Genomic DNA, 23,917 nt, shown 5'->3' on the forward strand with positions numbered 1-23,917 from the left:
CAAAATCAGGGATGGAGGCAATATGAAATCGAGACTGGACTATCTGGCGCCGCTGCTGATGGCGGCTGCATTCACCACCGAGGTGCGCGCTGACGGCGAAACCATCGCGGTCTTCACGAAGAACCAGACCAACCCGTTCTTCCAGACGGTGCGGGTCGGCGCCGACAACATGGCGAAGTCGCTGAATGCGAAGACGCTGCAATACATTCCGACGAAGCCGGACTCGATTCCCGAGCAGCTCAGCCAGATCGAGGACGTCGTGGTGAAGAAGCCGAGCGCGATCGTGTTCACGCCGGTCGACTACAAGGCGATGGTGCCCGGCGTCGAGAAGATCAACGAGGCCAAGATCCCGGTCGTCAACATCACCGACCGCTCCGCCGGCGGGAAATTCCTCTCCTTCGTCGGCGCCGACGATTACAGCCTCGGGCTCGAGACTGCGCGCTTCCTACTGAAGACGCTCGGCGGCAAGGGCAACATCGTCATCATCGAGGGCGTCAAGGGCTCGCTGACCAATGTCGATCGCGTACGCGGGTTCAACGACGCGCTGAAGGAAGCTCCCGGCGCCAAGCTGCTGGCTTCGCAGCCCGGCAACTATCAGCGGCTCCAGGCACTTCAGGTGATGGAGAACCTGATGCAGTCGAATTCGCAGATCGACGGCGTGTTAGCGGCAAATGACGCCATGGCGATCGGCGCGATCGAGGCGCTCGACGGCGCCAACCGCAAGGCACAGGTGATCGGCATCAACGGCACCAAGGAGGCGATCGACGCGATCAAGTCCGGCAAGCTGCTCGCCAGCGGCGACTACAACGGATTTGCTCAAGGCTGCCTCGGCACCATGATGGCCGTGCGCGCCTTGCGCAATCAACCCGTCATCGGTGAGCTCGTGCTGAAGCCGACCGTCATCACCAAGGACAATTTTGGGCCGTTCGACGTCCCGCTGGAGCAGCGGACCTGCCCGACCTTCGAGGAAGCCGGCAAGCTCGGCGCCAAGTAGATCAACAGGTCACGACAAATCCGGACGGCCGCCCCTCGCGGCCGTTCCAAGAGCCAAAGCAAGAAGATGGAGACACCATGCTGTTCGCCATTCACGCCCTCGACCGCACCGGCGCGTTGCAAACCCGGCTCGCCAATTACGAGGCCCACAAGGCCTTCCTGAGCGATACCTCGCGTTTCGGCATCAAGATCGTGATGTCGGGGCCACTCGTCTCCGACGACGGCGCGACCATGATCGGCAGCCTGTTCCTGGTCGAGGCCCCCACGCGTGCGGAAGTCCAGGCCTTTAACCGCGCCGATCCCTTCGCAGCCGCCGGCATCTGGGAGACGGTCACGATCAGCGGGTTCCTCCGGCGACAAGGATAGACTGCCAGCTGTGCCATGGATGAACGGACGCGGGCCCGGGCTGGCGGTCCGCATCCCCTTGCACGATCCGCGGCCTTTGTCCGTGGCCCGAGGTCCTGTATAATGCGCGCGAGGAGGATCCCGATGAAGGCTTTCATCCTTGCCTGTATTGCGACGATCGTCATCGCGATGGCTGGAGTTGCCGTGCTCGACAGCGTACAGCTCCCCGTTGCAGAGGCCTTCTCGACGACGGGCGTCCGGCTGTAAAGCGCGATGAGATTTGGATGAATCGTCGTCGTGCTTTGGGTCATGATCTTTCCGGAAGAGCGCTTCGCACTTTTCCGGATCATGCTTCAGGCAATACTCCCATCAGCTCTATTCGGCTGCGGACGCAGCATGGCGAGGCTGCGGCTGAGAATCGTTCGGGCCGGTCCGTCCCAACTCCTGGTCGAGCCACAGGCTATGGTGCTCGCGCGCCCAGTTGACGTCCACCTCGCCTGACCCCATCGCCTCGAAGGCACCTTCCATCCCGATCGTGCCGATGTAGATGTGGGCGAGCATCGCGGCGATGAACAGCACGGCCACGACGGAGTGAACGATCTGGGCCATCTGCATGCCCTCGATCCCCGTCAGGTAGAACGGGAACATCAGCACGTAGCCCGTTGCCGCCACGAGGCCCCCGCCGATCACGACGATCCAGTAGATCCCCTTTTGACCCGCGTTGAAACGGCGAGCCGGCGGATGATCGTGACCGATCAGGCCGCCTCCGCGCTTGATCCACTCGAGATCGAGCTTGCTTGGGATGTTGCCGGCGATCCACATCAGAAAGATCAGCACGACGCCAATCGTGAAGGGAAAGCTCAGGTAATTGTGCGCGAATTTCGCCCATTGCGACCATTCCGAGAAGGCCTCAAATCCAATCAGCGGAAGCAGCAGCGGCCGGCCGAACGTGACGTTCAATCCCGAGATCGCCAGGATGACGAAGCAGGTCGCGGTCATCCAGTGCACGAAACGCTCGAAGGTGTTGAACCGCACGATGGTGCGGCCGGATCGCCCGCTTTCGAGTCGGACCATGCCGCGCGTCAAATAGAAGATGACCAGCACCGCCAGCATGCCGAGTATAGCGACGCCGCCGATCCACCGCAGCGCAACGTTGCGGAATTCACGCCATTCGCGGCCGGCAGGTTGCATCAGCACGCCGGAGCGCTGGTCGGGGATGCTGACGCGTCCCTGGATCCGGTCCATCTCCTGCAGCAACTTCTGCTCATTGACGGAGCTCGCCGTCGGATTGATCTGCTGGGCCGGCGACGCTACCGGAGCTGCCATGACCAACAGAAGCAACGCCCACGCGCCGATGGCTGGTCGAATGAACCTTGCAAATGAGGACATCTGCTCCTCCCGGCATTGTGTCCCGGCGCGCGGCGCCTTCAGGATTCGATTGTCTCGCGATAGGCAGTCTTCCAGCCCCATGCGCCCGAGCCATAGCCGCGCTTCAACACGCGCTCCTTGTAGATCTGGGCGATGATCTCGCCGTCGCCGGCAAGCAGCGACTTGGTCGAGCACATCTCGGCACACAGCGGCAGCTTGCCCTCGGCGAGGCGGTTCGCGCCGTATTTTTCGTATTCCTCCTTGCTGCCGTCGGCCTCGGGACCGCCGGCGCAGTAGGTACATTTGTCCATTTTTCCGCGCGAGCCGAAATTGCCTACCTTCGGATATTGCGGCGCGCCGAACGGACAAGCGTAGAAGCAATAACCGCAGCCGATGCAGAGATCCTTGGAGTGCAGGACCACGCCATCGGCGGTGGTATAGAAACAGTTCACCGGGCACACTGCCGCGCACGGCGCATCCGTGCAGTGCATGCAGGCCATCGAGACCGATCGTTCGCCCGGCTTGCCATCGGCGATGGTGACGACCCTGCGGCGGTTGATGCCCCAGGGGACCTCGTGCTCGTTCTTGCACGCCGTGACGCAGGCGTTGCACTCGATGCAACGGTCGGCGTCGCAGAGAAACTTCATACGTGCCATCGTCGTTGCTCCTTATGCCGCCGCGATCTGGCAGAGAGTGACCTTGGTTTCCTGCATGTTCGTCGCGGGATCGTATCCGTAGGTGGTGATCGTGTTCGCGCTTTCGCCGAGCACGATCGGGTCGGTGCCTTTCGGGTAGTTGCCGCGGAGGTCCTTGCCCCCTAGCCAGCCGCCGAAGTGGAAGGGCATCCAGGCAACTCCCTTGCCGACGCGCTCGGTGACGAGCGCCTTCATCCTTGCCCGGGAATTGCTCTCGGCGCCCGTGACCCAGACCCAGCCGCCATCCTTGACACCGCGCTCGGCGGCGTCGGCAGGGTTGATCTCGATGAACATGTCCTGCTGCAATTCGGCGAGCCACGGGTTGGTCCGGGTCTCCTCGCCGCCGCCCTCATATTCCACCAGGCGGCCGGACGACAGGATGAGCGGGAACTGCTTTGCGATTCCCTTCTCGACCGCCGCCTTCTGTACGGAGAAGCCGATATTGGGCATCCGGAATTGCTTGGCATCGGGCAGCGTCGGGTATTTGGCAACGAGATCGACGCGCGGCGTGTAGATCGGCTCGCGGTGAACCGGGATGGGATCGGGCAGGCCGAACGCATGCATGCGCGCCTTGCCGTTGCCATAGGGAACGCAGCCATGCGCCAGCGCGACGCGCTGGATGCCGCCCGACAGGTCGAGCGCCCACGACACCGCGTCAGGCGTGGCGGGGTTGACCTTGTTGATCACGGCCATTTCCGCTTCGGTCAGCTCGGAGTCCCAGCCGAGCTTCTTCAGGCTCGCGAGCGTGAATTCCGGATAGCCGTCCTGGATGCCCGACCCCAGCGAGTACGAGCCATCCGCGAGCAGGCTCACCTTGCGCGTCGTGCCGTCCGGCAACTTTTCCTCGCGCTCGATGCCGAACCGCGGCCGGAACGTGCCGCCACCATCCATCACGTGCAGATTGGTATTGTAGAGCAGCGGCGTGCCGGGATGCTTGACCTCCGGCGATCCCCAGCACGGCCAGGGCAGGCCGTAATAGTCGCCGCCGACCTCGGGATCGTCCTTCGGCGCGCGCATCGTCAGCATGTCGAACTTGGCCTGGTTCTTCATGTGCGCCTTGAGGCGCTCGGGCGATTGCCCGCAATATCCGGTCGACCAGCTGCCGCGGTTCATCTCGCGCAGCACATCCTCTGCTTCAGGGAGATTATTCTCGACCTTGATCTTCTTGAACATCTGGTCAGCGACGCCGAGCTTCTTCGCCATCAGATAGATGATTTCGAGATCATCCTTCGACTCGAAGATCGGCTTCACGATCTGCTCGCCCCACTGCAGCGAGCGATTGGAGGCGACGCGCGAGCCCTTGCACTCGAATTGCGTGGCGACCGGCAGAATGTAGACGCCATCCTTGCGCCCCGCTTCGACCGCCAGCGAGGCCCAGGTCGTCGGATGCGGGTCGGCGATGACGAGCAGTTCGAGCGCCTTCAGGCCATTGAGGGATTCGGGGATACGGGTGATGCTGTTGGAGGCGTGTCCCTGCACGAACACCGCCCTGACATTGTCCTTCTGCGCGAGCTGATCCTTCGGCAGCGTTGCCGCTTCGAACCAGCGGGTCAGCGGGATGCCCGGCGTTTCCATGATCTGCTTGGAATCGAAGCGCGACTTCAGGAAGTCATAGTCGACTTCCCATACCCGCGACCAATGCTTCCAAGCGCCCTCGGCGAGGCCGTAGTAGAACGGCAGCGTTACGATATCGAGCCCGACGTCGGTCGCGCCCTGCACGTTGTCGTGGCCGCGGAAGATGTTGGCTCCCTTGCCCTGTCCGCCGACATTGCCGGTCATCAGCAGCAGGATGCAGCTGGCGCGCACGTTGGCGGTGCCGACGGTCTTCTGGGTCTGGCCCATGGCCCAGATCAGCGTCGCCGGCTTCTCGGTGGCGAACATCTTGGCGACGCGCTTGAGCTGCTCGCCGGGAATGCCGGTGACGCGCTCGACTTCTTCCGGAGTCCACTTCTCGACCTCCTTCTTGAGGTCGTCGAATCCGTAGACCCGCTGCCGGATGAACTCCTGGTCCTCCCAGCCGTTCTGGAGGATGTGCCACATCATGCCGTAGAGTATGGGGATGTCGGTGCCCGGCCGCATCCGCACATATTCGGTCGCGTGCGCGGCGGTGCGCGTCAGGCGCGGGTCGATGACGATGAAGTTGGCCTTTTGCAGCTCCTTTCCCTCGAGCAGGTGCTGCAGCGACACCGGATGCGCCTCCGCCGGATTGCCGCCCAAGATCATCTGCGTCTTCGCATTGCGGATGTCATTGTAGCTGTTGGTCATCGCGCCGTAGCCCCAGGTGTTGGCGACGCCGGTGACGGTGGTCGAATGGCAGATGCGGGCCTGGTGATCGGTGTTGTTGGTTCCCCAGAATGCGCCGAGCTTGCGGAACAGGTAGGCGCCTTCATTGGTCATCTTGGCCGAGCCAAGCCAGTAGACGGCATCGGGGCCCGACTTCTCGCGCACATCCTGAAGCTTGTCTCCGATCTCGTTGATCGCGGTATCCCAGGATACGCGGGTCCACTGACCACCCACCAGCTTCATCGGATAGCGCAGCCGCCGCTCGCTGTGCACGAGCTCGCGCACGGAGGCGCCCTTGGCGCAGTGCGAGCCGCGATTGATCGGCGAATCCCAACTCGGCTCCTGGCCGATCCATACCCCGTTCAAGACCTCGGCGGTGACAGTGCACCCGACCGAGCAATGCGTGCAGATGCTCTTGCGCACGGTCGCACCTGCGGTGAGCGGACCGGCCGTCGCTGCTTCCGCTTTGCGCACGCCGCCGACCTGCAGCGTGCCGAGCGCGGCGAGCGCGCCGCCGGCAACACCGGATTTGCGCAAGAAGCTGCGGCGGTCGAGGCCGCCCGCCTGCCCCGCGAGGGACTCGGCAACGGAGCCATGGCGCAGGGAATGCTGGTTTGTTCGCTTGATCAGCACGGTCAACCTCCCTTGGCCGGATAACGATTGACGCGATAGAACGCCTTCACGTGATCGGTTTCCTTGTAGCGCGCCTTGCGCTTTTCATCGTTGGTTTCGCTATCGGCCTGCGCGGACCCGACCAGCGGTGTCGCAAGCGTCGCGCCGGCGCCCACCGTGCCGACGCCGACCTTGCGCAGGAAGGCGCGGCGCCCGACTGTGGTTTTCCTGTCTTCACTCATCGCATCTCTCCTGGACCTGCAGGTGCAGATCAGTTGGCGAACGTGAATGCTTCCGTCTCGATCTCGACAAAGGCGCGGCCGAGCGCGCCGACCGCACGATAGAAGATGGCGCTCTCCGCATGCTCGATGTCGGCAAACAGCCTCCCCATCCACGGCACGATGTGCTTCTCGAAGAAGTCGCGCTGCGAGTCGGACGTCGCCGCGAAGCGGCCTCCCGCGAGCCCTGCCATGATCTCGCACAGGATGGCCGCGTGATCCTCCGGCTCCGGATTGTTCGCGACGCGCTCGATCCCAAGCGCAGCGAGATCGGCGCGCAGGCGCGACAGCGGCCGCTCGTTGAGGAATCCAGTCAAGTAGTAGGAGGCGTAGGGCAAGAGCTCGCCGCGGCCGAGGCCTGTGAACAGATCAAAATATTCGCGTTCGACCTTTGCGGCGACGGCATTGTCGGCGGCTGCCGCCAGCGCGGCATGTGCGCGCCCGAGCGGCGTCGCATCACCAGTCAATGCGGACAGTTGAGCGAGCAACTTTCCTGACGGTGCTGCGGACAAGAGGGTAGCGAGCAGCAGATATTCCTGCGCACGCGCCGCATCAACGGGATCGATCGGAACTTCGGACAAAAGCGGCTCCGTGTACAGATCAGGCCGCAGATCATTGCGCGATACGCCAGTGGCCGCTTCGACCGCGATCACCCGTTGTGCGGGCACCTTGGTCCAGTTCGAAACGGAGGGTTGGCTGACGCCGATTTTGCGCGCAAGCCCGGCAACGCCGCCAGCGGCGCAAATGGCTCGTTCCAGGCCATCATCATCACCCACATGGACCTCCCATCCAAGTCCCAGGTGCTGATTTTTCTTTTCCTACAAAGCGCTAGGCCAAGCGTAGTCCCGGCGGAACCGAGGGTCAATCGCCTCCCATAGTCTCTTTCGTCGAGTAGACCTAGCTAGGCAGTGCGCCGCCATGGGTGCGGCGGGGGATCGACGGCTGTTCGCTTCCAGTGCTCTCGGCAACCGTTCGTTGCGTTGCAGCAGAAGCGTCCGCGGGCTCGATACGCGCTTCGTCTTCGGCGACGATCTCGACACTTGATCTCTCGACCTCGCGCGGTTCCGGCGACGAATCCGCGACGTCAACCAGCGCCTCGGCCGACTTGCTGATGCCGCCGATGATTCTCTCCACGAACGCAGCCAGTTCTGCTTCCGAACAATCCAGCGGCCCAAAGCCCGGCATTGCGGAGGGATCGTTGAAGTCCCATGCGTTTTCGGCAAGTCCCACGAAGTCGCGTATGGCGGGATCAGCGCTCCAGGCGCGGCGAAGCGCCGCACGTGTCAGGTCCTGCGGTATCCCTTCGCGCAAGAACGCCTTGATATCGGTCGCTGATGTGATCGAGTCGATCGAAGGCAGGCTCGAGAGGTCGAACTCCACCTCTTCGTCTTTCGCAGCGCGCGGCGGGGCCGACCGGGCCTTGTCATTCATTGCCGGATGCGGTTGCGCAGCGCTCGCGTTTGCCTCCTGCTTGAGCCTGGACCAGCGCGCCAGGAACTTGTCCTCGCTCATTTCTGTCCGCCTTCATGCTGCCGGCGCGCGAGCGCCTCCGGATCGGCCTGCCGCCGCTGGCGTTTGAAGAACTCCCGTTCGACGTGGTGCTCGGCAACGAAGCTTTCAATGTGCTCGCGCAGCACCTCCGGCATTGGAACGGCCTCGACCAGATTGTCAGCGGCCTCGGTGAACGCTTCGCCTTCGGCAGGATCGGCGGTGACGGCAGCCACCGAATAGGGCCAGGCGCCTTCGGCAGGCGACAACACTGTCCAGATGCTCGGACTCCCTGACGCGAGGTTATCGCGATAGCGCGCGGTCTCGGAACTGTAGAGATCGACCATCGCGCTGCCGGCATAAAACAGTGTCCCGCCTCCCTCTTCACGGAGCACCGTCCAGGACCTTGTCTCCGGCTCGTCCGGCAGCACGGCGACAGCGCGCCAGACAAAGTCCGTCCACGGCGAGGCCGCCTTGTGCCGCTCGACCACGACGCCGACGGGAATGCGCACGAGCGGCAGCGCAGCCGGTCTCATGTCGCCATCTCCAGATGTTTGATCGGCAACCCCGTCAGCAAATTCTGCGGCTTCATCCGGAGCTTCCGATCGGAGTTCATCGACAGAATGAGATAGATCGGCTCGCCCTGAATCTCGTCCGCGGCCGCACTCTTGTCCGCAAACGTCAGGCGGAACAATGATAGCACACGGCTGGCGCTGCGGTCATCGAGTTGCTCCCCGTGCCAGAGACGGTCACCCAGCCTGGTCGCATCGGCGTCGAGCCCGACATACCAGGTGAGCCGCGCATCACGCAATTCGCGCAGCGGCTCAATCTCGACGTCGAGCCCGAGCAGATGGGATATCCAGCACGTCATCGCCTGCGCCAGCGCCCTCGGCCCGCGCTCCCCCGCGGTGAGATCGAACGCCATGTCGAAATCGTCGCTTCGGTGCCAATAGTCGTCGGCATTGTCCGTGCTGAGGACGTCGAGCTGGGCATCGGTCGCTGCCCCCAGCATTGACATCAGCGACAGCACCGGGGTCGGGCTCTGCGCGCCGACAACCTCTTCGTCTCCGAGCAGCAGGACCTGCTCATGCGGCAGGATACGCTGCGGGCGGAAGAACAGCTCGGCGGCGCGCAGCACGAAAGGATCGTCGCAGCCATCGAGCGCATTGCGCAGGATCACATGCACGAGTTGATTGACGAACAGCGGCGGCAGATCATTGGACCGCGACCGGACGGCTGCAACATAGGCGGCCTCGAGCGTCGGATGCCGCACCAGGAGATCGCGAAAGGCGAGCACGAACCGCCAGTTCTCACGGGCATCCGCGTCGACAATTGCTGCAACCTCGTCGGCGTCGACCGGCCGGCGGGGGGCGGCGAGCAGCGTCCGGTGCAGCCGCCGCTCGACCGGGCATGCTTCGTCCGGCGGAATCAGCTCGGGACGGGCAAAATAGGCCTTCAGGAACTCGTCGGTGACGCAAAGCCCGCCGCTCTCATTGCGATCGAGCAGATGGTGGCCGCACGCGATCCAGAAATCGTTCATCGGTGCTGCGGCTCCCGGCTCATATCGGCAAGCCTGATATTGCTGTCGGGTTCGACATCCTCCTCGACTTCCATGAACGAGAACGCCTTGCTGTGCCCCTGCCCTTGCCGCAGCTGCAGCCTGCGGAACGATTCGCGGACCTCGCCGTCGCTCACCGAGCGGTGGACGGCAATGAGCGAACTGATCGGATGCATGCAGAGCGACTGCACAAAGGCAACCTCCTCTTCGGCAGCCATCCGCGCGCTTGCCGAATCCGGCGCGCCGAAACGATCGATGAGTTGGCCGGCAAGGAGCTCGATCAGCGCCCGGCAATCGCTCTCGGTTGCCGGCACAATCTGCGCCAGCGTCGACCAGCCCCAGGATTGCACCCCGAGGAAGCCGCTGCGAAACGCCGCGCGCGTCTTGCCGGTCAGCGTCGCGGGATCCTGGTCGCAGAAGCGGAACACGCCTGAGACGGCCCATTCGCCGGGCTCTGCCGCCGCATCGAAGACGAAGGTATCGGAGGGATCGAGCGCGATGGTGCGCAGCAGTTTCATAGCCGCGGCCCCCCGAGTTTGGGATCGAGCCAGCAGGGGCTGGCGAGCGCCTTGACGAGCTCGCTCCGCTCGACCCTGTCGGTTCCGACGCCGCGCGTGAGGAGATCTCCGTTCTCGTCGATCTCTAGGACAGTCCGCCGCTCACGGGGAACCCGGCTGAGATAATCGCGTGCGACACTATCAAAGCCATCGACCTGCCAACTATCGATCACCCGCATCAGGTGCCGTGCAAAACTCTCGGTCACCTCCGCGGCTCCGGCTTCGCCAAACCCCTCCTCATCCAGCGCGGACGCGAGCGGATGAATACCGGGCCCTTGGTCGCCCATTGCGACGGTCCGGATCATGGCGCCGAACACCAGCCATGCCGGGGCCTCGTCCTCGCGCACGGGCGACGGCCATCCCATCCGCGCACCGCCGACCAGCCCGCCATCGATATCGACGGCGTCGGGCCAGCCGATCGCGACGGTCTTGTTCGGCGGCGCGTAGGCGCGAAGGGCATCGGTGAGCGCGACCATGCCGGCGTAGAAGGCGCGCCGAGCGGTTCTCAACTGTTCGCCCGGCTCGAGCACCACGGCGAATTCGGCAAGATCAAACCGCCCGACATACACCAGCGTGCCAGCACCGCTCTTGGGTGCAATGCGGCAAGCGTGGGCAAAGGCGTCTCCGCTCTCACGCAAGCGGACGAGCGTGAAAGGCGGCGGCAGCTGGACCGGCTCCGCCAGGGAGACGTGGCTGGTTGGGGTCGACCGCAAGGCCGTCCTCCACTTTCCTTTTCTTCCCAATAGTGAATATCTATACGAGGTGCAGAAATGGCGCGAGTCCGCAAGTCGGCGCCGCACTGGCGGAGGGATTGACCTGGAGCAGCCAGCGAAAACCGTCCTGATCTGCTCGTGTGAAGACACGATGCGCCTTGACGTGGCCACGATCCGGCGCGGATGCTCCAACTGCGAGATCAGGAACTATCGTCATCTCTGCGGCGCGGAGCTCGAGCATTTCCGCAACGCGGCAAAAGCCGAAGGGCCGCTGACGGTCGCCTGCACGCAGCAGGCTGCGCAGTTCACCGCTGAGGCAGGCGAACGCCCCGGCGGAATCAGCTTCGTCAACATCCGCGAGACGGCCGGCTGGTCTCGCGACGGCGCGAATGCCGGCGCGAAGATGGCGGCGCTGCTTGCGGCGGCCGAGATTCCCGCACCGGATTATCCGCTGCTCACATTATCGGGTGACGGCATCATCCTGATCTATGGGCGGGACGAGGCTGCGATCGAAGCCGGGCGGCTGCTCGCCGACCATCTCGATGTCACGGTCATGCTCAAGCAGCCGGCAGACGTGACGCCGCCTGCCGCGGCGGTGTTCCCGATCGTGAAGGGCACGGTCCGCAACGCGCGGGGCCATTTTGGCGCCTTCGAGCTCACGATCGATGACTACGCGCAGCCGCGCCCGTCTTCGCGCGACCGCTTCGTGTTCGAAAACCCGCGCAGCGGGGCGACCTCGCGCTGCGATCTCGTGCTCGACCTCTCCGGCGATCCACCGCTATTCCCTGCGCCCGACCTGCGGGACGGCTATCTCCGTGCGGATCCGCGCGATCCCGCGGCCGTGCTGCGCGCCGTGCTGACCGCTCGCGATCTCGTCGGGAGTTTCGACAAGCCGAGATATGTCGACTTCACACCCAGCCTGTGCGCGCATTCGCGCTCGAAGCTGACCGGATGCCATCGCTGCCTCGATCTCTGCCCGACCGGCGCGATCACGCCGAACGGCGACCATGTCGCCGTCAACGCAGATGTCTGCGCAGGTTGCGGGCAATGCGCGGCCGCCTGCCCGACGGGGGCAGCGTCCTACGCACTGCCACCCGCCGACACCCAGTTGCAGATCCTTCGCGCCATGTTGCTCGCCTATCGCGAGGCCGGCGGCGCGGATCCGAACCTGCTGCTGCACGACAGCGGCCACGGTACGCCGCTGATCGATGCGCTCGCCCGTCATGGCGACGGATTGCCGGCCAACGTGCTTCCCCTCGCCCTCAACGAGCTGACGCAGGTCGGCCTGGAGGCCCTCGTCGGCGCATTCGCGTATGGCGCGGCGGCCGTGCGGTTCCTGGTGCGCGCCAAGCCGCGACACGACATCACCGGGTTGTTGCAGACGATCGCCATGGCCGAGACGATTCTTGACGGTCTCGGATTCGACGGTGGCCGCGTGGCCACGATCGAAACAGACGATCCCGACATTCTGGCTGAACGACTCACAGAGGTTGGTCCCCTCGCCGGGCTCGCCACTCCAGCAACCTTCCGGACGGTCGGCAAGCGCGGCGATCTGCTTCGCTTTGGCCTCAGTGAATTGCATCGCCTCGCGCCCAGGCCGGTCGACGTGATCGCCTTGCCCGAGGGCGCGCCGATCGGCGCGGTCACGGTTGACACGAGCGGTTGCACGCTGTGCCTGTCCTGCGTTTCGGCCTGCCCCACCGGCGCGCTTCGCGCCGATCCCGAGCGTCCCGTCCTGAAATTCGTCGAGGACGCCTGCGTGCAGTGCGGCCTGTGCCAGAGCACGTGCCCCGAGAAAGTCATCACGCTCACCCCGCAGATCGACTTCCGGGCGAGGCGCGCGCCGGCGCGGGTGATCAAGGAGGAAGAACCGGCCCTGTGCGTTCGCTGCGGCACGCCTTTCGGCGTCAGGAGCACGATCGATCGGATCGCGACAAAGCTCGAGGGACGGCACTGGATGTATCCCAGCGGGGACCGCCGGACCGAGGCCTTGCGGATGTGCGCTGATTGTCGCGTCATCGTCATGAGCGAACAGCAGTTCGATCCGATCCAGGATGTTCCGAAGCGCCCGCCGCCACGGACGACAGACGACTATCTGCGCCAACGCGAGAACAAGGACTAGAAGCATGGCTCGTTTCATGATGGGTAGAAGATCAAGTGGCTGTCTCGCCGGCTCAAGGAGCATCCCAGCACCGACGTCGCCCGCATGCTCAATGAGAAGCCGGAGCTGACAAATATTCCCGTGGAGCAATGGCCGGGGTATTAGAGCGTTGCTGCCAGCTATTTCGACGTCGCCCGAGCCAGAAAGTCCGTGAGCGCGCGGCGATCCTCGGCCGAACCGATGTGCTGCTCCGGCATCTTGGTGCCGGGCGTGTAGGCGTTCGGCCCGATCTCGAACAGTTTTGAGACGGTCTCCGGCGTCCAGACGATATCCATGGCTTTGAGCGCGTCGGAGAAGCGATAACCCGGCAGCGAGGCGATCTTCCGGCCGAACAGCCCCGCAAGCGTCGGCCCGGCACGCTGGACCTCGGTTTCCGACAAGGTATGGCAGGCCACGCAAGCCCTGAAGATTTCGGCGCCGTGATCGCCGGAATAGGCCGCGAGCGGATCCGCCGGCGTGCCCAGCACGTCCGACCCGATCACAGCGCCGGTCAGCGCGTTCCAACGTCTGATCTTGCCGTCACTCCCGCCAGTCAGGAGCGTCGCGCCATCGGGCAAGAACGCAACCGACCAGACCGGCGCGGCGAGCCCAGCGAGCGTGCGCATCACGGTGCGCGCCTTGCGATCAATGATCGCGACGGTGCCGTCGATTGCCCCCGTGGCTAGCAAGGCGCCGTCTCGCGAGATCGCCAGGGCCACGACCGGCCTGGCGGCGACCATGACCTCGCCTGTCTCACGGCCGTCGGCGGTCATCATGCGCAACTTGCCATCTGCCGCGCCGGTGACGATTTCGCCATCAGGCGAGATGGCAACGACGTTCAACGGTGCCGGCATCACGATGGTCTCGGGGCTGCCGTCCGGCAGCGGCCAGAGCCGCACCGTCAGGTCGTAGCCAACGCTCACCAGCGATCGTCCATCCGGGGCAAAGGCCACGCCGTTCACAGCTTGCGAGTGGCCATGCAGCACGCGCGTCACGCCGTCGGGGAGCGATGAGATCCGCACGGTGTGGTCCCATGAGGCTGATGCGAGCTTCGATGCATCGGGAGACACTGCGAGCCCGACAATGGGTCCCGCATGCCCCTCGACAACCCGGTCCGGCTGCGGCCGGCCCGGCGTCCAGATCGCAATGTGGCCGTCCACACCGGCCGTCGCCATGCGTCCGTCTCCGAGGAAGGCAGTCGCGTTCACCGCGCCCGAATGGAAGCGAAGGACCTGCTCGGCGGACTCGGTGGCGAGGGACCATCGGATGGCTGCCGTGTCGAAGCTGCCCGACAGTACGGTCTTGCCATCGACAGAAACGGCGAGCGCGCGGACAGGCCCGCCGTGCCCCGCCAGTTGCGCCTGCGCGGGCCGCAGCGGGAGAAGCAGCGATGCCGTCAGAAGGACGGTGGCAAGACGCGGGCGCCTCGACATTGGCCTTTTGGACAAAACGCCCCCCTTTGATCCAGCTCAACGAGCGCAGCTCTATCCGGTTCCAGGTGCGACAAGCGGCGCCTTGAATGGCAACCAGCGTGGTCGCAGTCTCCCCAGTGGCGCCTCATGGACCGAGGCCGGCTATGCAGCTTCGCCCGAAAGCCTATCTGCAATTCATCTCGCGGTTGTGGCACTTTCGCGCGCTGCCGCCGCGAAACCGCGATCCCGGTAGGCAGGGCGCATCGCCCCTGCTCATCTACATCGCCGTCGTGTTGGCGCTGCTCCTGGCTATCCTACAAGCCGACGTCCACCGGCTTACATCCCTGGCGTTGCCCGGCGATCCCAACGGGATCAACCCGGTTTTCCTCAGTCCTTGAGACCACGCGTGCAGCAATTGCGGGGCACGCGCTACTCGATCAGCCGCACGGCGGGCTGTTCGAGGACATGCGAGCCGCGCAGGACGTCCAGCTCGATCAGACGCGAGAGCAGGATTGTCTCTACGGCTGCGTTCCCCCTGGAAACACAAGAGATCGATCTGCGAAGTCTTGAACCGGAAGCCCGCCCTGTTGCGCCTGCCTTTGCATCTCTTGCACCGAAGGCATCCTTGCCCCCGATGTGCTATTCAACGGTAACGGATGCAATCGCGGCATGTTCGACGCGGCGACGACAGCTGTCAGCGCGGCCAAGGCAGAGATCATCAGGAGCTTCATGCGAACCTCTGTTGCTTCGAGGAGAGTCGAAGCCCTGACTAGTCCAGGACGCGAGATCGCGGTGTGAGATCGCTCACATCTCTCGTTCTCTTGATCGTCGCTGGAGCGGCCTGCGCCCCGCTCGCCAGACGCAGTGCTGCATTCTCGCGGCTGCTTTCACCCGAGTCTTGCTCGATCGCTCCACCCTCGAAGCCGAGAGCAACTGTGGCGAAGTAAGCCTACCGGCTGTGGGCCATCAAGCAGCAGAGCGAGTAAGCCGTGCCGTCGAAGGATCAGCGCGATACTCGCTTGCGACGTGTTTGTTTGCGGCTGAGCCGTTTGGCATTGGCCGCGACCTTCCTTCGGTATTGCGCAACAATCTTGTCTCCGGATGCGCCAGCCATCAGGCTTTTACCGGCCTTCGCCGCCGCAAAGATTTTTTCACCCACCATCAGTTGGGCTTCACGTTGAGCGGCCTCGCCGCCGCGCATCAGCTTCGCGATCCGCAGGCCGATCACGCGGTTGCTTTCCAGCCCGAGCATTATCCAATTCCACATGCGGCGATATCCCTAACAAGCAATAGCCTCGGCTCATGAACGACCCCGGCGTGCGCGGGGTCCAATCAAAGCGGGTGGCTTATCACGACGGCATCGCTGCGGATCGTTCTGCCAGCAACGCGCGTCCCTACGAGCTAAAGGGTTCCTTCACCTTGCTTTAGGGAACACCCGAACTGGTAATAGCTCGGCCCCATTTCGCGCTAAAGATCAGACCGCCGCTGCTGGGGGCCAAACGGAGATGTCCGATGGGTGTGGCAGGCTTACGTTTCGCGCAGCTGAAACGATCGTCCCGTGTTCGAGCGGCCGTCGTCGGCCTGCTCCAAGAGTTACCGTTTGTCTGCCCGGTGGTCGTCGCAATCGGCTCGATGATCATGATCGTGATCAAACTCTGCAAGGATTTGCCGCAGTAACGCGGGCGGAGCTCGAGATGAAATGAACCGAGATTGCGCGCCTGCGAGTGCGGCGAGTTGGTCTGGGGCGATTGACGCCACCATCGCCCGTGCGCATCGCCAAAAGCAGCTTGAGGCTCTAGCCGAAGAATTCGCTTTTAGGCCGGAAAGAACGGGCGGCGACAAACGAGAGAGCGGGCGGCGAGAGCCTTTAGCGGAGCGCCGTCCGCGCTCGATCGATCTCGTCAGTACCGATAGCCATAAGGATACTGACCTGGGCAGACGTAGTTGCCGTAAGTGTCGTATGTGCAGTTGTTGTAACCGCCGTAATAGCCATAAGCCCCGGCCGCGGCCGCCCCTACCGCTGCTGCGCCCAAGCCATAGGCCGCGCCCCTGTACGCGCCCCGATACGCAGCATTGCGGTACACTCCTCGGGCGACTGCTGTACGCGCCACCGGCCGACCCGGTATGGGCCGATAGCCGTAACCCCGTCCAGCAACGCCGTAACGGCCTCCCGCAACCCGGTATCCTCCGCCTCGTACATGAGCGACACGCGCGCCACCGCCATGGAAACCTCCGGCGCGCATGCCGCCCCCATGGAAGCCTCCGCCACCGCGGAACCCACCACCGCCGCCGCGTCGGGCATATGCATCATCTGGGACGAGACTGACGGCTATCAGAGTGAGCGCTGCAAGAGCAGCGACAACATATCGAAGCATGGCGTTCCTCCGTTGCTTGAGGTGCCGTGGAGCGTTGCACCAATGCCAAGCGCTTACAGGTCGGCACCTGGAGAGAGCCTTCGCCTCGCGTCACAATCAGTTTTGACCTAGATCAAAGTCGATGATCCCTCGATTATTGATCCCGCGTGCTCCCGACGGGAACCGGGGGCATTTGCTCGTAGGCATCCGCGAGGAAATGGTCGAAGCTCTCGATGCGAATAAGGCCAAGGCGGGGGTATTCCAGTGACGATCTAGAGTGCGACGGCCAGCGTTCCAGCGAATATCAGCATGTGTAGTCAACTGCGCCCGCGCTTGCACATACCGAACCCAGCGAGCAGGAGCAGGGAGCAGACCAAGGCCGAAAAGCATGAACAAGATGATCTGCGGGGGATGTTTTTCGGCCGCGCCCGCTCGCAGGCGCGCGACCTCGAAGAGGCTATCCAGCGCCGGAAGCGACAACGCGCATGCGGGACGGCAGGCAGCGGCACGGCAACTTGCCAGAGCCAAATCGCGGGCGCGCGCTCGTGGGCCAGCCTGATGCGGCCACTCGGCGAGGAGCCACCATGGATCGGTCCCGCCAACTGCATCATCTGGAACAAGCCGAACGTGACGTGTTGCGCGGCGAACAGAACGTCTTCGAGCAAGAGCAGCGTATCGAGGAACTTGAAGATCACAGGCCTGACGCGAGCTTGGCCCGCGCAGTCTTGGAGACGCGCCTCAGCACTCAAGCGCAATTTGTCGCGCACCGCGATCTGATCCTTCAGGAACTAAATCAGACCTGAACGAATGGCTATAAGCCCGGGGCATTCTGGCCTCACCATTGGCAGCGATCTTGATGATTGCCCTTATGGACGCAGCAGCGGCGGAGGTCCATGAGGCCCCGTCGGTAGGCCCGTCACTTCTCCGCCAGCTTGATTGTCGAGACAGGCCATTTGCCGGATGCCCGGCTATGGAAAGACGCAAACCATGCGCCTCGTCCAAGTGTAATTCCTCAACGGTCCCCGCCTTGCCGTCCGTGAGCACGACTGCCTTGCCGATCAATTCCGCCTCGGCTTTGTGATATTCCCGCAGGATGGCGGCGGCATGCGCTTTAGCTCGGGGCATCTGCCTGAGGCCTCGTCCTACAGCGACGGTCCAGATTGCAAAACTGGTCAGATTGGTCCGCGTTCCGAATCAGCAACTGAGCCACCGGCGCCCACGGCAACGCGGCACTTCGGCTACCCCCGGGGGATTACAAGGCAGTCGCGCGCCCCTCATCGGAAATAGGGCCTAGTAGGGCCCCGGCGAGTTTCCGGAGGGCCGGTCCGCCAGTTCGCCGCAGTTTTCCCGGCCCGTCGACACAGCCGGAAACTTACAGACGAGACGAACCTGTCAGCGCCGTTCGTCCGCACGAGGCCTTGGGCTCACGGAAGCAATCCGCCCTGCCCTTAGGCTTTCGCGCCCGACGCTGCCCTAGCCCGGCTCGCGAAAATGACGATCATGATCGCCCCTCAAGGATGAGCCGGGATGGGCGAGACATACGACAATCCGAATTCCGGTAAGGTGGAATATTTTTGCGGAGAGGGGTTGACGGGCTAAGAGGCTGTTTTGCCCGACGGGCGGTCCTTGCTTAAGTCGAAGCCTCAGAGGCAAAACAACGGTGATAGCTCTATCGCGCCATCATCTTATCCACGGTGTGACGCAGGCCACAGCAGAATCAAGCGCCTGCCCCTACAAAGACCAAGCATGGCCGCAAACAAGGTAACGGCGGTACGCACCGGCTGCGGAGGCGATCAACAGCTTAAGGACTTTTCGAAGCCGCAAGGGTGAAGAACCCGGCGGCTCTTTTCTTTCTCGCCAGGGAAGCGACAAAGCAAAGCCGACATGCGGCCTGCGGCCGATCCGGGTACCGGCTGGACTCGGGGGCTTCGCTCCGTCAGGCTCCCGAGCCCTTCCTCTCCTCGCGTTCCACCTCGATTTCCCGCTCAGCTTCGAGCCAGAAGTCCAGGTCACGATCGGTCGGTCGACCGGCCTGCTCCCAGAGCTCGTACGCACGCGCGCGGACCTCGCTGCGCCGCATCATGCGAAAAAGCTTTCGCTTCAGTTCTTCCGCGAAGCTTCTGAAGCGCTGTCCCGTGGTCTCGTCCTTCACGAGCGCGGCCGCTCGCGTTGCGAATTCGATCTGGCGCTCGATCTTCTGCTGCTCGTCCACTGCAAACACTGCCGTAGGAACAGGTTGTTCAGAACCCGTGCTGTTCAGACACACAAATCGTTTCAGCCGAATTCTGTTCCCTGGGATGCAGTTCGCAGGAGGATGGGCGAAGCGAAACTCGAGCTTCGGCAACGGAGCAGCATGGCAGCGGCGGGCGCCGCCTAGTGCCACGTCGTATCGGCTTCGACGATCACCACCCTCGTTTCGGGATCTTCGGTCGTGTTGCAGGTGCAAGGCATCCCCTCGCCGCAGCGGCAGCCGCCGAGCTTTTCGCTCCAGACCCGGAGCGGATGGTTTTCGCAGACCCATCCCAGACCCTGGCAGAATGGGCAGGTCTTGTCAGTCACAGCGTATCCGGCGTCCGCTGCGTATTGGACTTGTCCTCGTTGCGCAACTCCTGCTCGGCCGCGTGCCAAAACTCTTCTTCGCGGCCTTCGGGCTTACCGGCCTGCTTCCACAAGCGGTGCGCGCGTTCCCTGATCTCTTGCTGCGTCGGCTCGGACAATTGCATCTCCTTGTGAAGCACGGCCCGCCCTGGGGGGTATGGGGACTTGGAGGCGGGCCGTGCGGGCCAGCGATCGGCGGCGACCCTGGCCTGCGGATTCAAGCGTCGACGGTTCGCAAGAGTTCCTAGCCGGACCTACCGACCCGGCGCGCCTTGGGCCCGACGCGCTGCCCCTCGCGACCCATTCCCCTCGCGAGCGCGACGACGTCGAGCCCGCAACGGACCCGTCGCGATCAAGGATCTCGGCAACCTGAAGACGAACGCCGCCGGCCGTGTCGTTCCGATCCACCTCTCCCGTGGAATTGGGGCTGCTGGATCGGATGCAGGACCTGATGGACCCGCAGGAGGAGCGGCTCTTCCCCCTGGGACGCCTATACCCGCGGGCTGCCACTCGGACGGCGCAGCGATGCGCGTCCCTCATTTCTTGAAGCAACTCGCGTCCGGCAAACCGGAACGTAGTGGTGCCCCAGTCAGGTCGAGCGCGTCGGATGGGACTGGTCTGCCCAGAAGATAGCCCTGAACGAAATCCACCCCCTGATTGCGCAAAAACTGGAGCTGCTCCATCGTCTCAACGCCCTCCGCGGTTACCTGCACATTGAGCCCCCTGGCCAATGTCATAATCGATGCGACGACTGCCCTGCTCGCGGGCTTGCTCGGCAGCTCGCTCGTGAACGATCGATCCACCTTCAGTTTGTCGAATGGAAATGCCACGACGGAACCGAGCGACGCATAGCCAACGCCGAAGTCATCCAGTGCAAAGGATACTCCGATGTTCTTGAGTTGGCGGAACAAGAGAAGATTCTCTTCTTCGTCCTGCAGCAGCATTGATTCCGTCACTTCGAGCTCAAGCCGATGCGGCGGCAGCCCCGTTTTCATCAGCACGCCGATGATCAAGTCGAAGAGAAATCCTCCTCGGAACTGAGCCGGAGACAAATTGACCGCCACCTTGATCTCTCCGGGCCACGATACGGCATCCGAGCAGGCCCTTTCCAGGGTCCATCGCCCCAACGCCTCCATGAGCCCGGTTTCTTCTGCGACTCCGATGAACTCATCTGGATAAAGCAAGCCTCGAGAGGAATGGCGCCAACGCACCAACGCTTCCGCACTGCGCGGCCGCAGGGATCCTGCCTCGCAGATGGTCTGATAGTGTAACTCGAACTCACCACGCGCAACCGAAGCACGTAGCTCATTGACGAGCTGATTGCGGTCTTGCGCGCGGCTGCGCATTTCATCTTCAAAGACATGATATCCGCTCCGACCCTCCGATTTGACCCGATAGAGAGCCAAATCGGCTTTGTAGAGGAGTTCTGGAGCCGTAAGACCGTGCAACGGTGCAATCGATATTCCGATGCTAACGCCGACCGTCGCCTGCTGCGACTCTATCGCGAACGGTATGGCGATCGTTTGCAGGAGATCGACCGAGAGCGCTTGGGTCTCCTCACGCTCATCTCCCGCACTGATCTGCACGATCGCGAATTCGTCCCCGCCCAGACGTGCGATCAGGGCAGTCTCCGGAACAACCGAGATCAGACGTCCACTTAGCTGCTTGAGCAATGCATCTCCGGCGGCATGTCCAAGCGTGTCATTCACATGCTTGAAACCATCGAGATCAAGCAGGTAAACGACAAGGGTCTGCTGCTTTGCCTGCGTTTGGGAAAGCCATTCCGAAAGACTCTCCAGCAGAGCTGCCCGGTTCAGAAGACCAGTCAGCGCATCGTGGCGGGCTGCGTGACAGAGCTGCGCCTCGGCCTTCTTTCGCGCGGTAATATCGACCCGAATGGCCATGTAGGCGACCGGCTTCCCTTCCGGGCCAAGCTGGGGCGTTATCACGGTGTCGACCCAGTAGAGCTCCCCGCTTTTCGCCCTGTTGCAAAGCTCGCCCCGCCATACGCCTCCTCGGGCCAGGCAACGGTACATCTGTCGAAAAATATCCTGCGAATGGACCCCCGATTTCAGGAGGCGATGGTTGTTTCCAACCAGCTCCTCCCGGGTGTACCCGCTGATGTCGCAAAATCGATCGTTGGCGTAAGTAATCGTTCCGCGAATATCGGTGATCGCGACGATGACGGCCTGATCGATTGCGTACTGCTTCTCGATCAGCTCCTGCCTTGCTTCCTCGGCCCGGACCTCAGCAAGGCGAAGCTCCGTGACATCCCGGTGTCGTTCGACGAAGCCACCGCCGGACATGGGATGCATGTCGAGCTCGACGAACGACCCATCCTGCAATTCATACGTGGTCTGGAACTCTTCGCCTCGCCGTATCGCCGACAGGTAATGGGACAACTGGCCATTCGCATTCGCCCCGACTACTCGGGCATGGCGGCCCTTGAGAACATCCTCCACCGGGCGGCCCGGCGAAACCTCGGAAGATGCCAGCGAATAGAGGCTGCGGTGCTGTTCATTCCCTATCACCAGCCTTGATTGATCGTCGAAGACACACAGGCCATGAGCGCTGCTTTCGATCGCCGTATGCAGCAGGTGCTTCCAGTTCACCTCAACCCTTCGCTGACGATCGGTTTCGCCGCTCGCAGGCTGACGAGATCGGCACGTATCGCATGAAGCGGGAAACCCGTTATTCATGTCAACATTCGCGATCTCGAATTCGATCGTTGGTTCGATCATCGTGTCGCCAAGCCTTGATGACATGCTAGGCCGCCCGGATGTCGGCAAAGAATGCCTCCACTTCCGAGCGAAGAGCCGCAGCCTGAATGGACAGCTCTTCGGACGCGCTCAGAAGCTTTTCCGCCGTCTGCCGGGTTTCGGCGGCGACCTGGCTCACGCCGGTGATGTTGCTTGATACCTCGTGCGTGCCCTGGGCTGCTTGCTGGACGTTGCGCGCGATCTCGGCGGTAGCCACGCCCTGCTCTTCGACGGCCGCCGCTATGACGGTGGCGATCTCGCTGACCGACCCGATCGTTCGGCCGATGTCCTGGATGGCCCCGACCGACTCCTTCGTAGCCGCCTGAATCGAGAGGATCTGCTCACTGATTTCACCAGTGGCCTTCGCAGTCTGCTCCGCCAGGGCTTTGACCTCGGAGGCTACGACGGCGAAGCCTCGGCCGGCCTCGCCCGCCCGCGCCGCTTCGATCGTGGCATTGAGGGCGAGCAGATTGGTCTGCCCCGCAATGGTGCTGATCAGTTCCACCACATCGCCAATTCGCTGGGCCGCTTTCGCAAGGCTCTGGACCGTGTCGCCGGACCGGGCCGACTGCTCCACCGCGGTCTGGACGATCTTCGTCGATTCGGACACCTGGCGGCCGATCTCCCGAATTGAGGAGGTAAGTTGCTCGGTCGATGCGGCAACCGCCTGCACATTCGTCGACGCTTCTTCCGAGGCAGCGGCCACCGCGCTGGACTGCTGGGTCGACTGGGACGAACTCACGGCCAGCGCATTGGCTGCGCCCTGAAGACTGCCAGCCGAACCACCGATCGTATCCACCACCGTCTTCATCCGGGCATCAAAGCTTCGAATGGCAGCGCGGATCGTCTCCTGACGCTTTTCCCGCTCGGCAAGCATTGCCTCCTGGTAGACCGAGATGGCGATCTCCATGTCGAGCATCACGGCGCAATTCACGGCGCTCAAGACCTCACTGAGATGCCTTGGCCTCCAGCGGTAGCGTCGAACAGCAAGAGCGACGAGCTCATTCAGGACAAAGTTGTATCCGCCGATGTACCAACGCGGCTCCAAGCCGATCTTGTTGTGGACCATGCCGATGGCACGGACCCCCTTCAAGTATTCATCGTCGAACCGCCCATTGAACAATCGCGCCCAATGGGTACCCTGGGCCGTTTTCAATCGGGGAATATCATTCCCGATCAGCGCGGCAAGCTGAGGCTCGCTCGTGACATGCCGGTAGAAGCCGTCCAGAATATGCGCGACGGCAGGTTCGGCGATCGCCCAGAACTCCCGCAACAGTTCCCCGCTGCGGGATGTAATTCCCATGAACCGCATTCTGGCCATGCGGTGCTGATCGGAATTGGTGCATGCAGGCAAGTCCGTCATTTGCTATGCCCTTTCAAAAAACTGATTGTGAGAAACGTGACTGGGAATCCGGTATCAAGCGGCTAATCAACGAGCCCAGTCGGAGCTGCTTGAAAGCGTAAGCGCCCTATCGATGCCCCGTATTCTTCAAGCGTGCGGAGCTGAATGCGCCTGTCGATTCCGAGATACCGATTGATTTGTGTCATCATGCCCGCACGCCTTGCCCGAAGCCCGACATGCAGAACAATAATGCCGACCCTGCTAACCTTCTGTTAGGCAAAATTGGCCCGTGCGGTTGGCCTTATGCGGCCATTGCGATTGGCGATGCACGATGTCGCGACCATGGAAAGCCAGAATTGCGGGATGCAGCGTTGGCGCTTCGAATATCCGACCAATTTTGCTGGATCAGTGCAGGTGAGGTG

24 protein-coding genes are annotated in these 23,917 nt (G+C 63.0%); 7 read left to right on the plus strand and 17 right to left on the minus strand.

Annotation, left to right across the window (positions count from 1 at the left end; genetic code table 11):
- The first annotated feature begins 22 nt into the window (after nucleotides 1-22).
- From ACNJYB_RS30550 to ACNJYB_RS30560, 3 genes are all read left to right on the plus strand, one after another.
- Nucleotides 23-994, plus strand: coding sequence for a sugar ABC transporter substrate-binding protein (locus ACNJYB_RS30550; protein WP_439370259.1), 972 nt, complete (start codon nucleotides 23-25; stop codon nucleotides 992-994).
- A gap of 77 nt (nucleotides 995-1,071) precedes the next feature.
- On the plus strand, nucleotides 1,072-1,359 hold the full coding sequence (locus ACNJYB_RS30555; protein ID WP_439370260.1) for a YciI family protein: 288 nt from the start codon (nucleotides 1,072-1,074) through the stop codon (nucleotides 1,357-1,359).
- A gap of 123 nt (nucleotides 1,360-1,482) precedes the next feature.
- The gene (locus tag ACNJYB_RS30560; RefSeq protein WP_439370261.1) at nucleotides 1,483-1,605 is read left to right on the plus strand and encodes a hypothetical protein; all 123 of its coding nucleotides are present in this window, start codon (nucleotides 1,483-1,485) and stop codon (nucleotides 1,603-1,605) included.
- A 108-nt stretch (nucleotides 1,606-1,713) separates the two neighbouring features.
- On the opposite strand, the gene ACNJYB_RS30565 is transcribed toward ACNJYB_RS30560, so the two are convergent.
- From ACNJYB_RS30565 to ACNJYB_RS30610, 10 genes are all read right to left on the minus strand, one after another.
- On the minus strand, nucleotides 1,714-2,727 hold the full coding sequence (locus ACNJYB_RS30565; protein WP_439370262.1) for a formate dehydrogenase subunit gamma: 1,014 nt from the start codon (nucleotides 2,725-2,727) through the stop codon (nucleotides 1,714-1,716).
- A gap of 38 nt (nucleotides 2,728-2,765) precedes the next feature.
- Nucleotides 2,766-3,362, minus strand: coding sequence for a formate dehydrogenase FDH3 subunit beta (gene fdh3B / locus ACNJYB_RS30570; RefSeq protein ID WP_011088224.1), 597 nt, complete (start codon nucleotides 3,360-3,362; stop codon nucleotides 2,766-2,768).
- Between the two features lie 12 nt (nucleotides 3,363-3,374).
- Nucleotides 3,375-6,317: a formate dehydrogenase subunit alpha gene (locus tag ACNJYB_RS30575; RefSeq protein ID WP_439370263.1), complete on the minus strand. Its 2,943-nt coding sequence runs from the start codon at nucleotides 6,315-6,317 to the stop codon at nucleotides 3,375-3,377.
- A 2-nt stretch (nucleotides 6,318-6,319) separates the two neighbouring features.
- On the minus strand, nucleotides 6,320-6,538 hold the full coding sequence (locus ACNJYB_RS30580) for a twin-arginine translocation signal domain-containing protein (protein ID WP_183244631.1): 219 nt from the start codon (nucleotides 6,536-6,538) through the stop codon (nucleotides 6,320-6,322).
- A gap of 29 nt (nucleotides 6,539-6,567) precedes the next feature.
- Nucleotides 6,568-7,350: a molecular chaperone TorD family protein gene (locus tag ACNJYB_RS30585; RefSeq protein WP_439370264.1), complete on the minus strand. Its 783-nt coding sequence runs from the start codon at nucleotides 7,348-7,350 to the stop codon at nucleotides 6,568-6,570.
- A 121-nt stretch (nucleotides 7,351-7,471) separates the two neighbouring features.
- Nucleotides 7,472-8,086: a DUF3306 domain-containing protein gene (locus ACNJYB_RS30590; protein ID WP_439370265.1), complete on the minus strand. Its 615-nt coding sequence runs from the start codon at nucleotides 8,084-8,086 to the stop codon at nucleotides 7,472-7,474.
- Nucleotides 8,083-8,598: a DUF3305 domain-containing protein gene (locus ACNJYB_RS30595; protein ID WP_439370266.1), complete on the minus strand. Its 516-nt coding sequence runs from the start codon at nucleotides 8,596-8,598 to the stop codon at nucleotides 8,083-8,085. The genes ACNJYB_RS30590 and ACNJYB_RS30595 overlap by 4 nt, the downstream gene beginning before the upstream one ends.
- On the minus strand, nucleotides 8,595-9,602 hold the full coding sequence (locus tag ACNJYB_RS30600) for a DUF6352 family protein (protein ID WP_439370267.1): 1,008 nt from the start codon (nucleotides 9,600-9,602) through the stop codon (nucleotides 8,595-8,597). Before ACNJYB_RS30600 ends, ACNJYB_RS30595 begins: the two co-directional genes overlap by 4 nt.
- Nucleotides 9,599-10,138, minus strand: coding sequence for a DUF6505 family protein (locus ACNJYB_RS30605; protein WP_439370268.1), 540 nt, complete (start codon nucleotides 10,136-10,138; stop codon nucleotides 9,599-9,601). The genes ACNJYB_RS30600 and ACNJYB_RS30605 overlap by 4 nt, the downstream gene beginning before the upstream one ends.
- Nucleotides 10,135-10,890 (minus strand): biotin/lipoate--protein ligase family protein, encoded by a 756-nt coding sequence (locus ACNJYB_RS30610; RefSeq protein ID WP_439370269.1) that lies wholly within the window; start codon nucleotides 10,888-10,890, stop codon nucleotides 10,135-10,137. The genes ACNJYB_RS30605 and ACNJYB_RS30610 overlap by 4 nt, the downstream gene beginning before the upstream one ends.
- Before the next feature lie 151 nt (nucleotides 10,891-11,041).
- Here ACNJYB_RS30610 and ACNJYB_RS30615 point away from each other — a divergent pair, with 151 nt between their 5' ends.
- Entirely contained in the window at nucleotides 11,042-13,012 is a 1,971-nt protein-coding gene (locus tag ACNJYB_RS30615; protein ID WP_439370270.1) for a 4Fe-4S binding protein, read from the plus strand.
- 158 nt (nucleotides 13,013-13,170) lie between these two features.
- On the opposite strand, the gene ACNJYB_RS30620 is transcribed toward ACNJYB_RS30615, so the two are convergent.
- The gene (locus ACNJYB_RS30620; protein ID WP_439370271.1) at nucleotides 13,171-14,463 is read right to left on the minus strand and encodes a c-type cytochrome; all 1,293 of its coding nucleotides are present in this window, start codon (nucleotides 14,461-14,463) and stop codon (nucleotides 13,171-13,173) included.
- 143 nt (nucleotides 14,464-14,606) lie between these two features.
- Here ACNJYB_RS30620 and ACNJYB_RS30625 point away from each other — a divergent pair, with 143 nt between their 5' ends.
- Nucleotides 14,607-14,840, plus strand: coding sequence for a hypothetical protein (locus tag ACNJYB_RS30625; protein WP_439370272.1), 234 nt, complete (start codon nucleotides 14,607-14,609; stop codon nucleotides 14,838-14,840).
- 605 nt (nucleotides 14,841-15,445) lie between these two features.
- Here ACNJYB_RS30625 and ACNJYB_RS30630 read toward each other — a convergent pair.
- A complete protein-coding gene (locus ACNJYB_RS30630) occupies nucleotides 15,446-15,694 on the minus strand; it encodes a hypothetical protein (protein WP_439370273.1) in 249 nt (82 codons plus the stop codon).
- Between the two features lie 260 nt (nucleotides 15,695-15,954).
- On the opposite strand from ACNJYB_RS30630, the gene ACNJYB_RS30635 reads away from it, so the two are divergent.
- Together ACNJYB_RS30635 and ACNJYB_RS30640 are read left to right on the plus strand one after the other, a co-directional pair.
- On the plus strand, nucleotides 15,955-16,119 hold the full coding sequence (locus ACNJYB_RS30635; protein ID WP_439370274.1) for a hypothetical protein: 165 nt from the start codon (nucleotides 15,955-15,957) through the stop codon (nucleotides 16,117-16,119).
- Between the two features lie 1,261 nt (nucleotides 16,120-17,380).
- The gene (locus tag ACNJYB_RS30640) at nucleotides 17,381-17,599 is read left to right on the plus strand and encodes a hypothetical protein (RefSeq protein WP_439370275.1); all 219 of its coding nucleotides are present in this window, start codon (nucleotides 17,381-17,383) and stop codon (nucleotides 17,597-17,599) included.
- A gap of 1,133 nt (nucleotides 17,600-18,732) precedes the next feature.
- Here ACNJYB_RS30640 and ACNJYB_RS30645 read toward each other — a convergent pair.
- From ACNJYB_RS30645 to ACNJYB_RS30665, 5 genes are all read right to left on the minus strand, one after another.
- The gene (locus ACNJYB_RS30645; protein ID WP_439370276.1) at nucleotides 18,733-19,140 is read right to left on the minus strand and encodes a DUF2934 domain-containing protein; all 408 of its coding nucleotides are present in this window, start codon (nucleotides 19,138-19,140) and stop codon (nucleotides 18,733-18,735) included.
- Nucleotides 19,141-19,169: 29 nt separating this feature from the next.
- Complete coding sequence (locus ACNJYB_RS30650) at nucleotides 19,170-19,355, minus strand: hypothetical protein (RefSeq protein WP_283024385.1); 186 nt, start codon at nucleotides 19,353-19,355, stop codon at nucleotides 19,170-19,172.
- Nucleotides 19,352-19,513, minus strand: coding sequence for a DUF2934 domain-containing protein (locus tag ACNJYB_RS30655; RefSeq protein WP_439370277.1), 162 nt, complete (start codon nucleotides 19,511-19,513; stop codon nucleotides 19,352-19,354). Before ACNJYB_RS30655 ends, ACNJYB_RS30650 begins: the two co-directional genes overlap by 4 nt.
- A gap of 417 nt (nucleotides 19,514-19,930) precedes the next feature.
- Complete coding sequence (locus ACNJYB_RS30660; protein WP_439370278.1) at nucleotides 19,931-22,159, minus strand: EAL domain-containing protein; 2,229 nt, start codon at nucleotides 22,157-22,159, stop codon at nucleotides 19,931-19,933.
- A 1-nt stretch (nucleotide 22,160) separates the two neighbouring features.
- Nucleotides 22,161-23,516, minus strand: coding sequence for a protoglobin domain-containing protein (locus ACNJYB_RS30665; RefSeq protein WP_439370279.1), 1,356 nt, complete (start codon nucleotides 23,514-23,516; stop codon nucleotides 22,161-22,163).
- Nucleotides 23,517-23,917: the final 401 nt, after the last annotated feature.

Origin of the sequence: Bradyrhizobium sp. SMVTL-02, from assembly GCF_051853005.1 — a bacterium.
Lineage (GTDB): Bacteria > Pseudomonadota > Alphaproteobacteria > Rhizobiales > Xanthobacteraceae > Bradyrhizobium.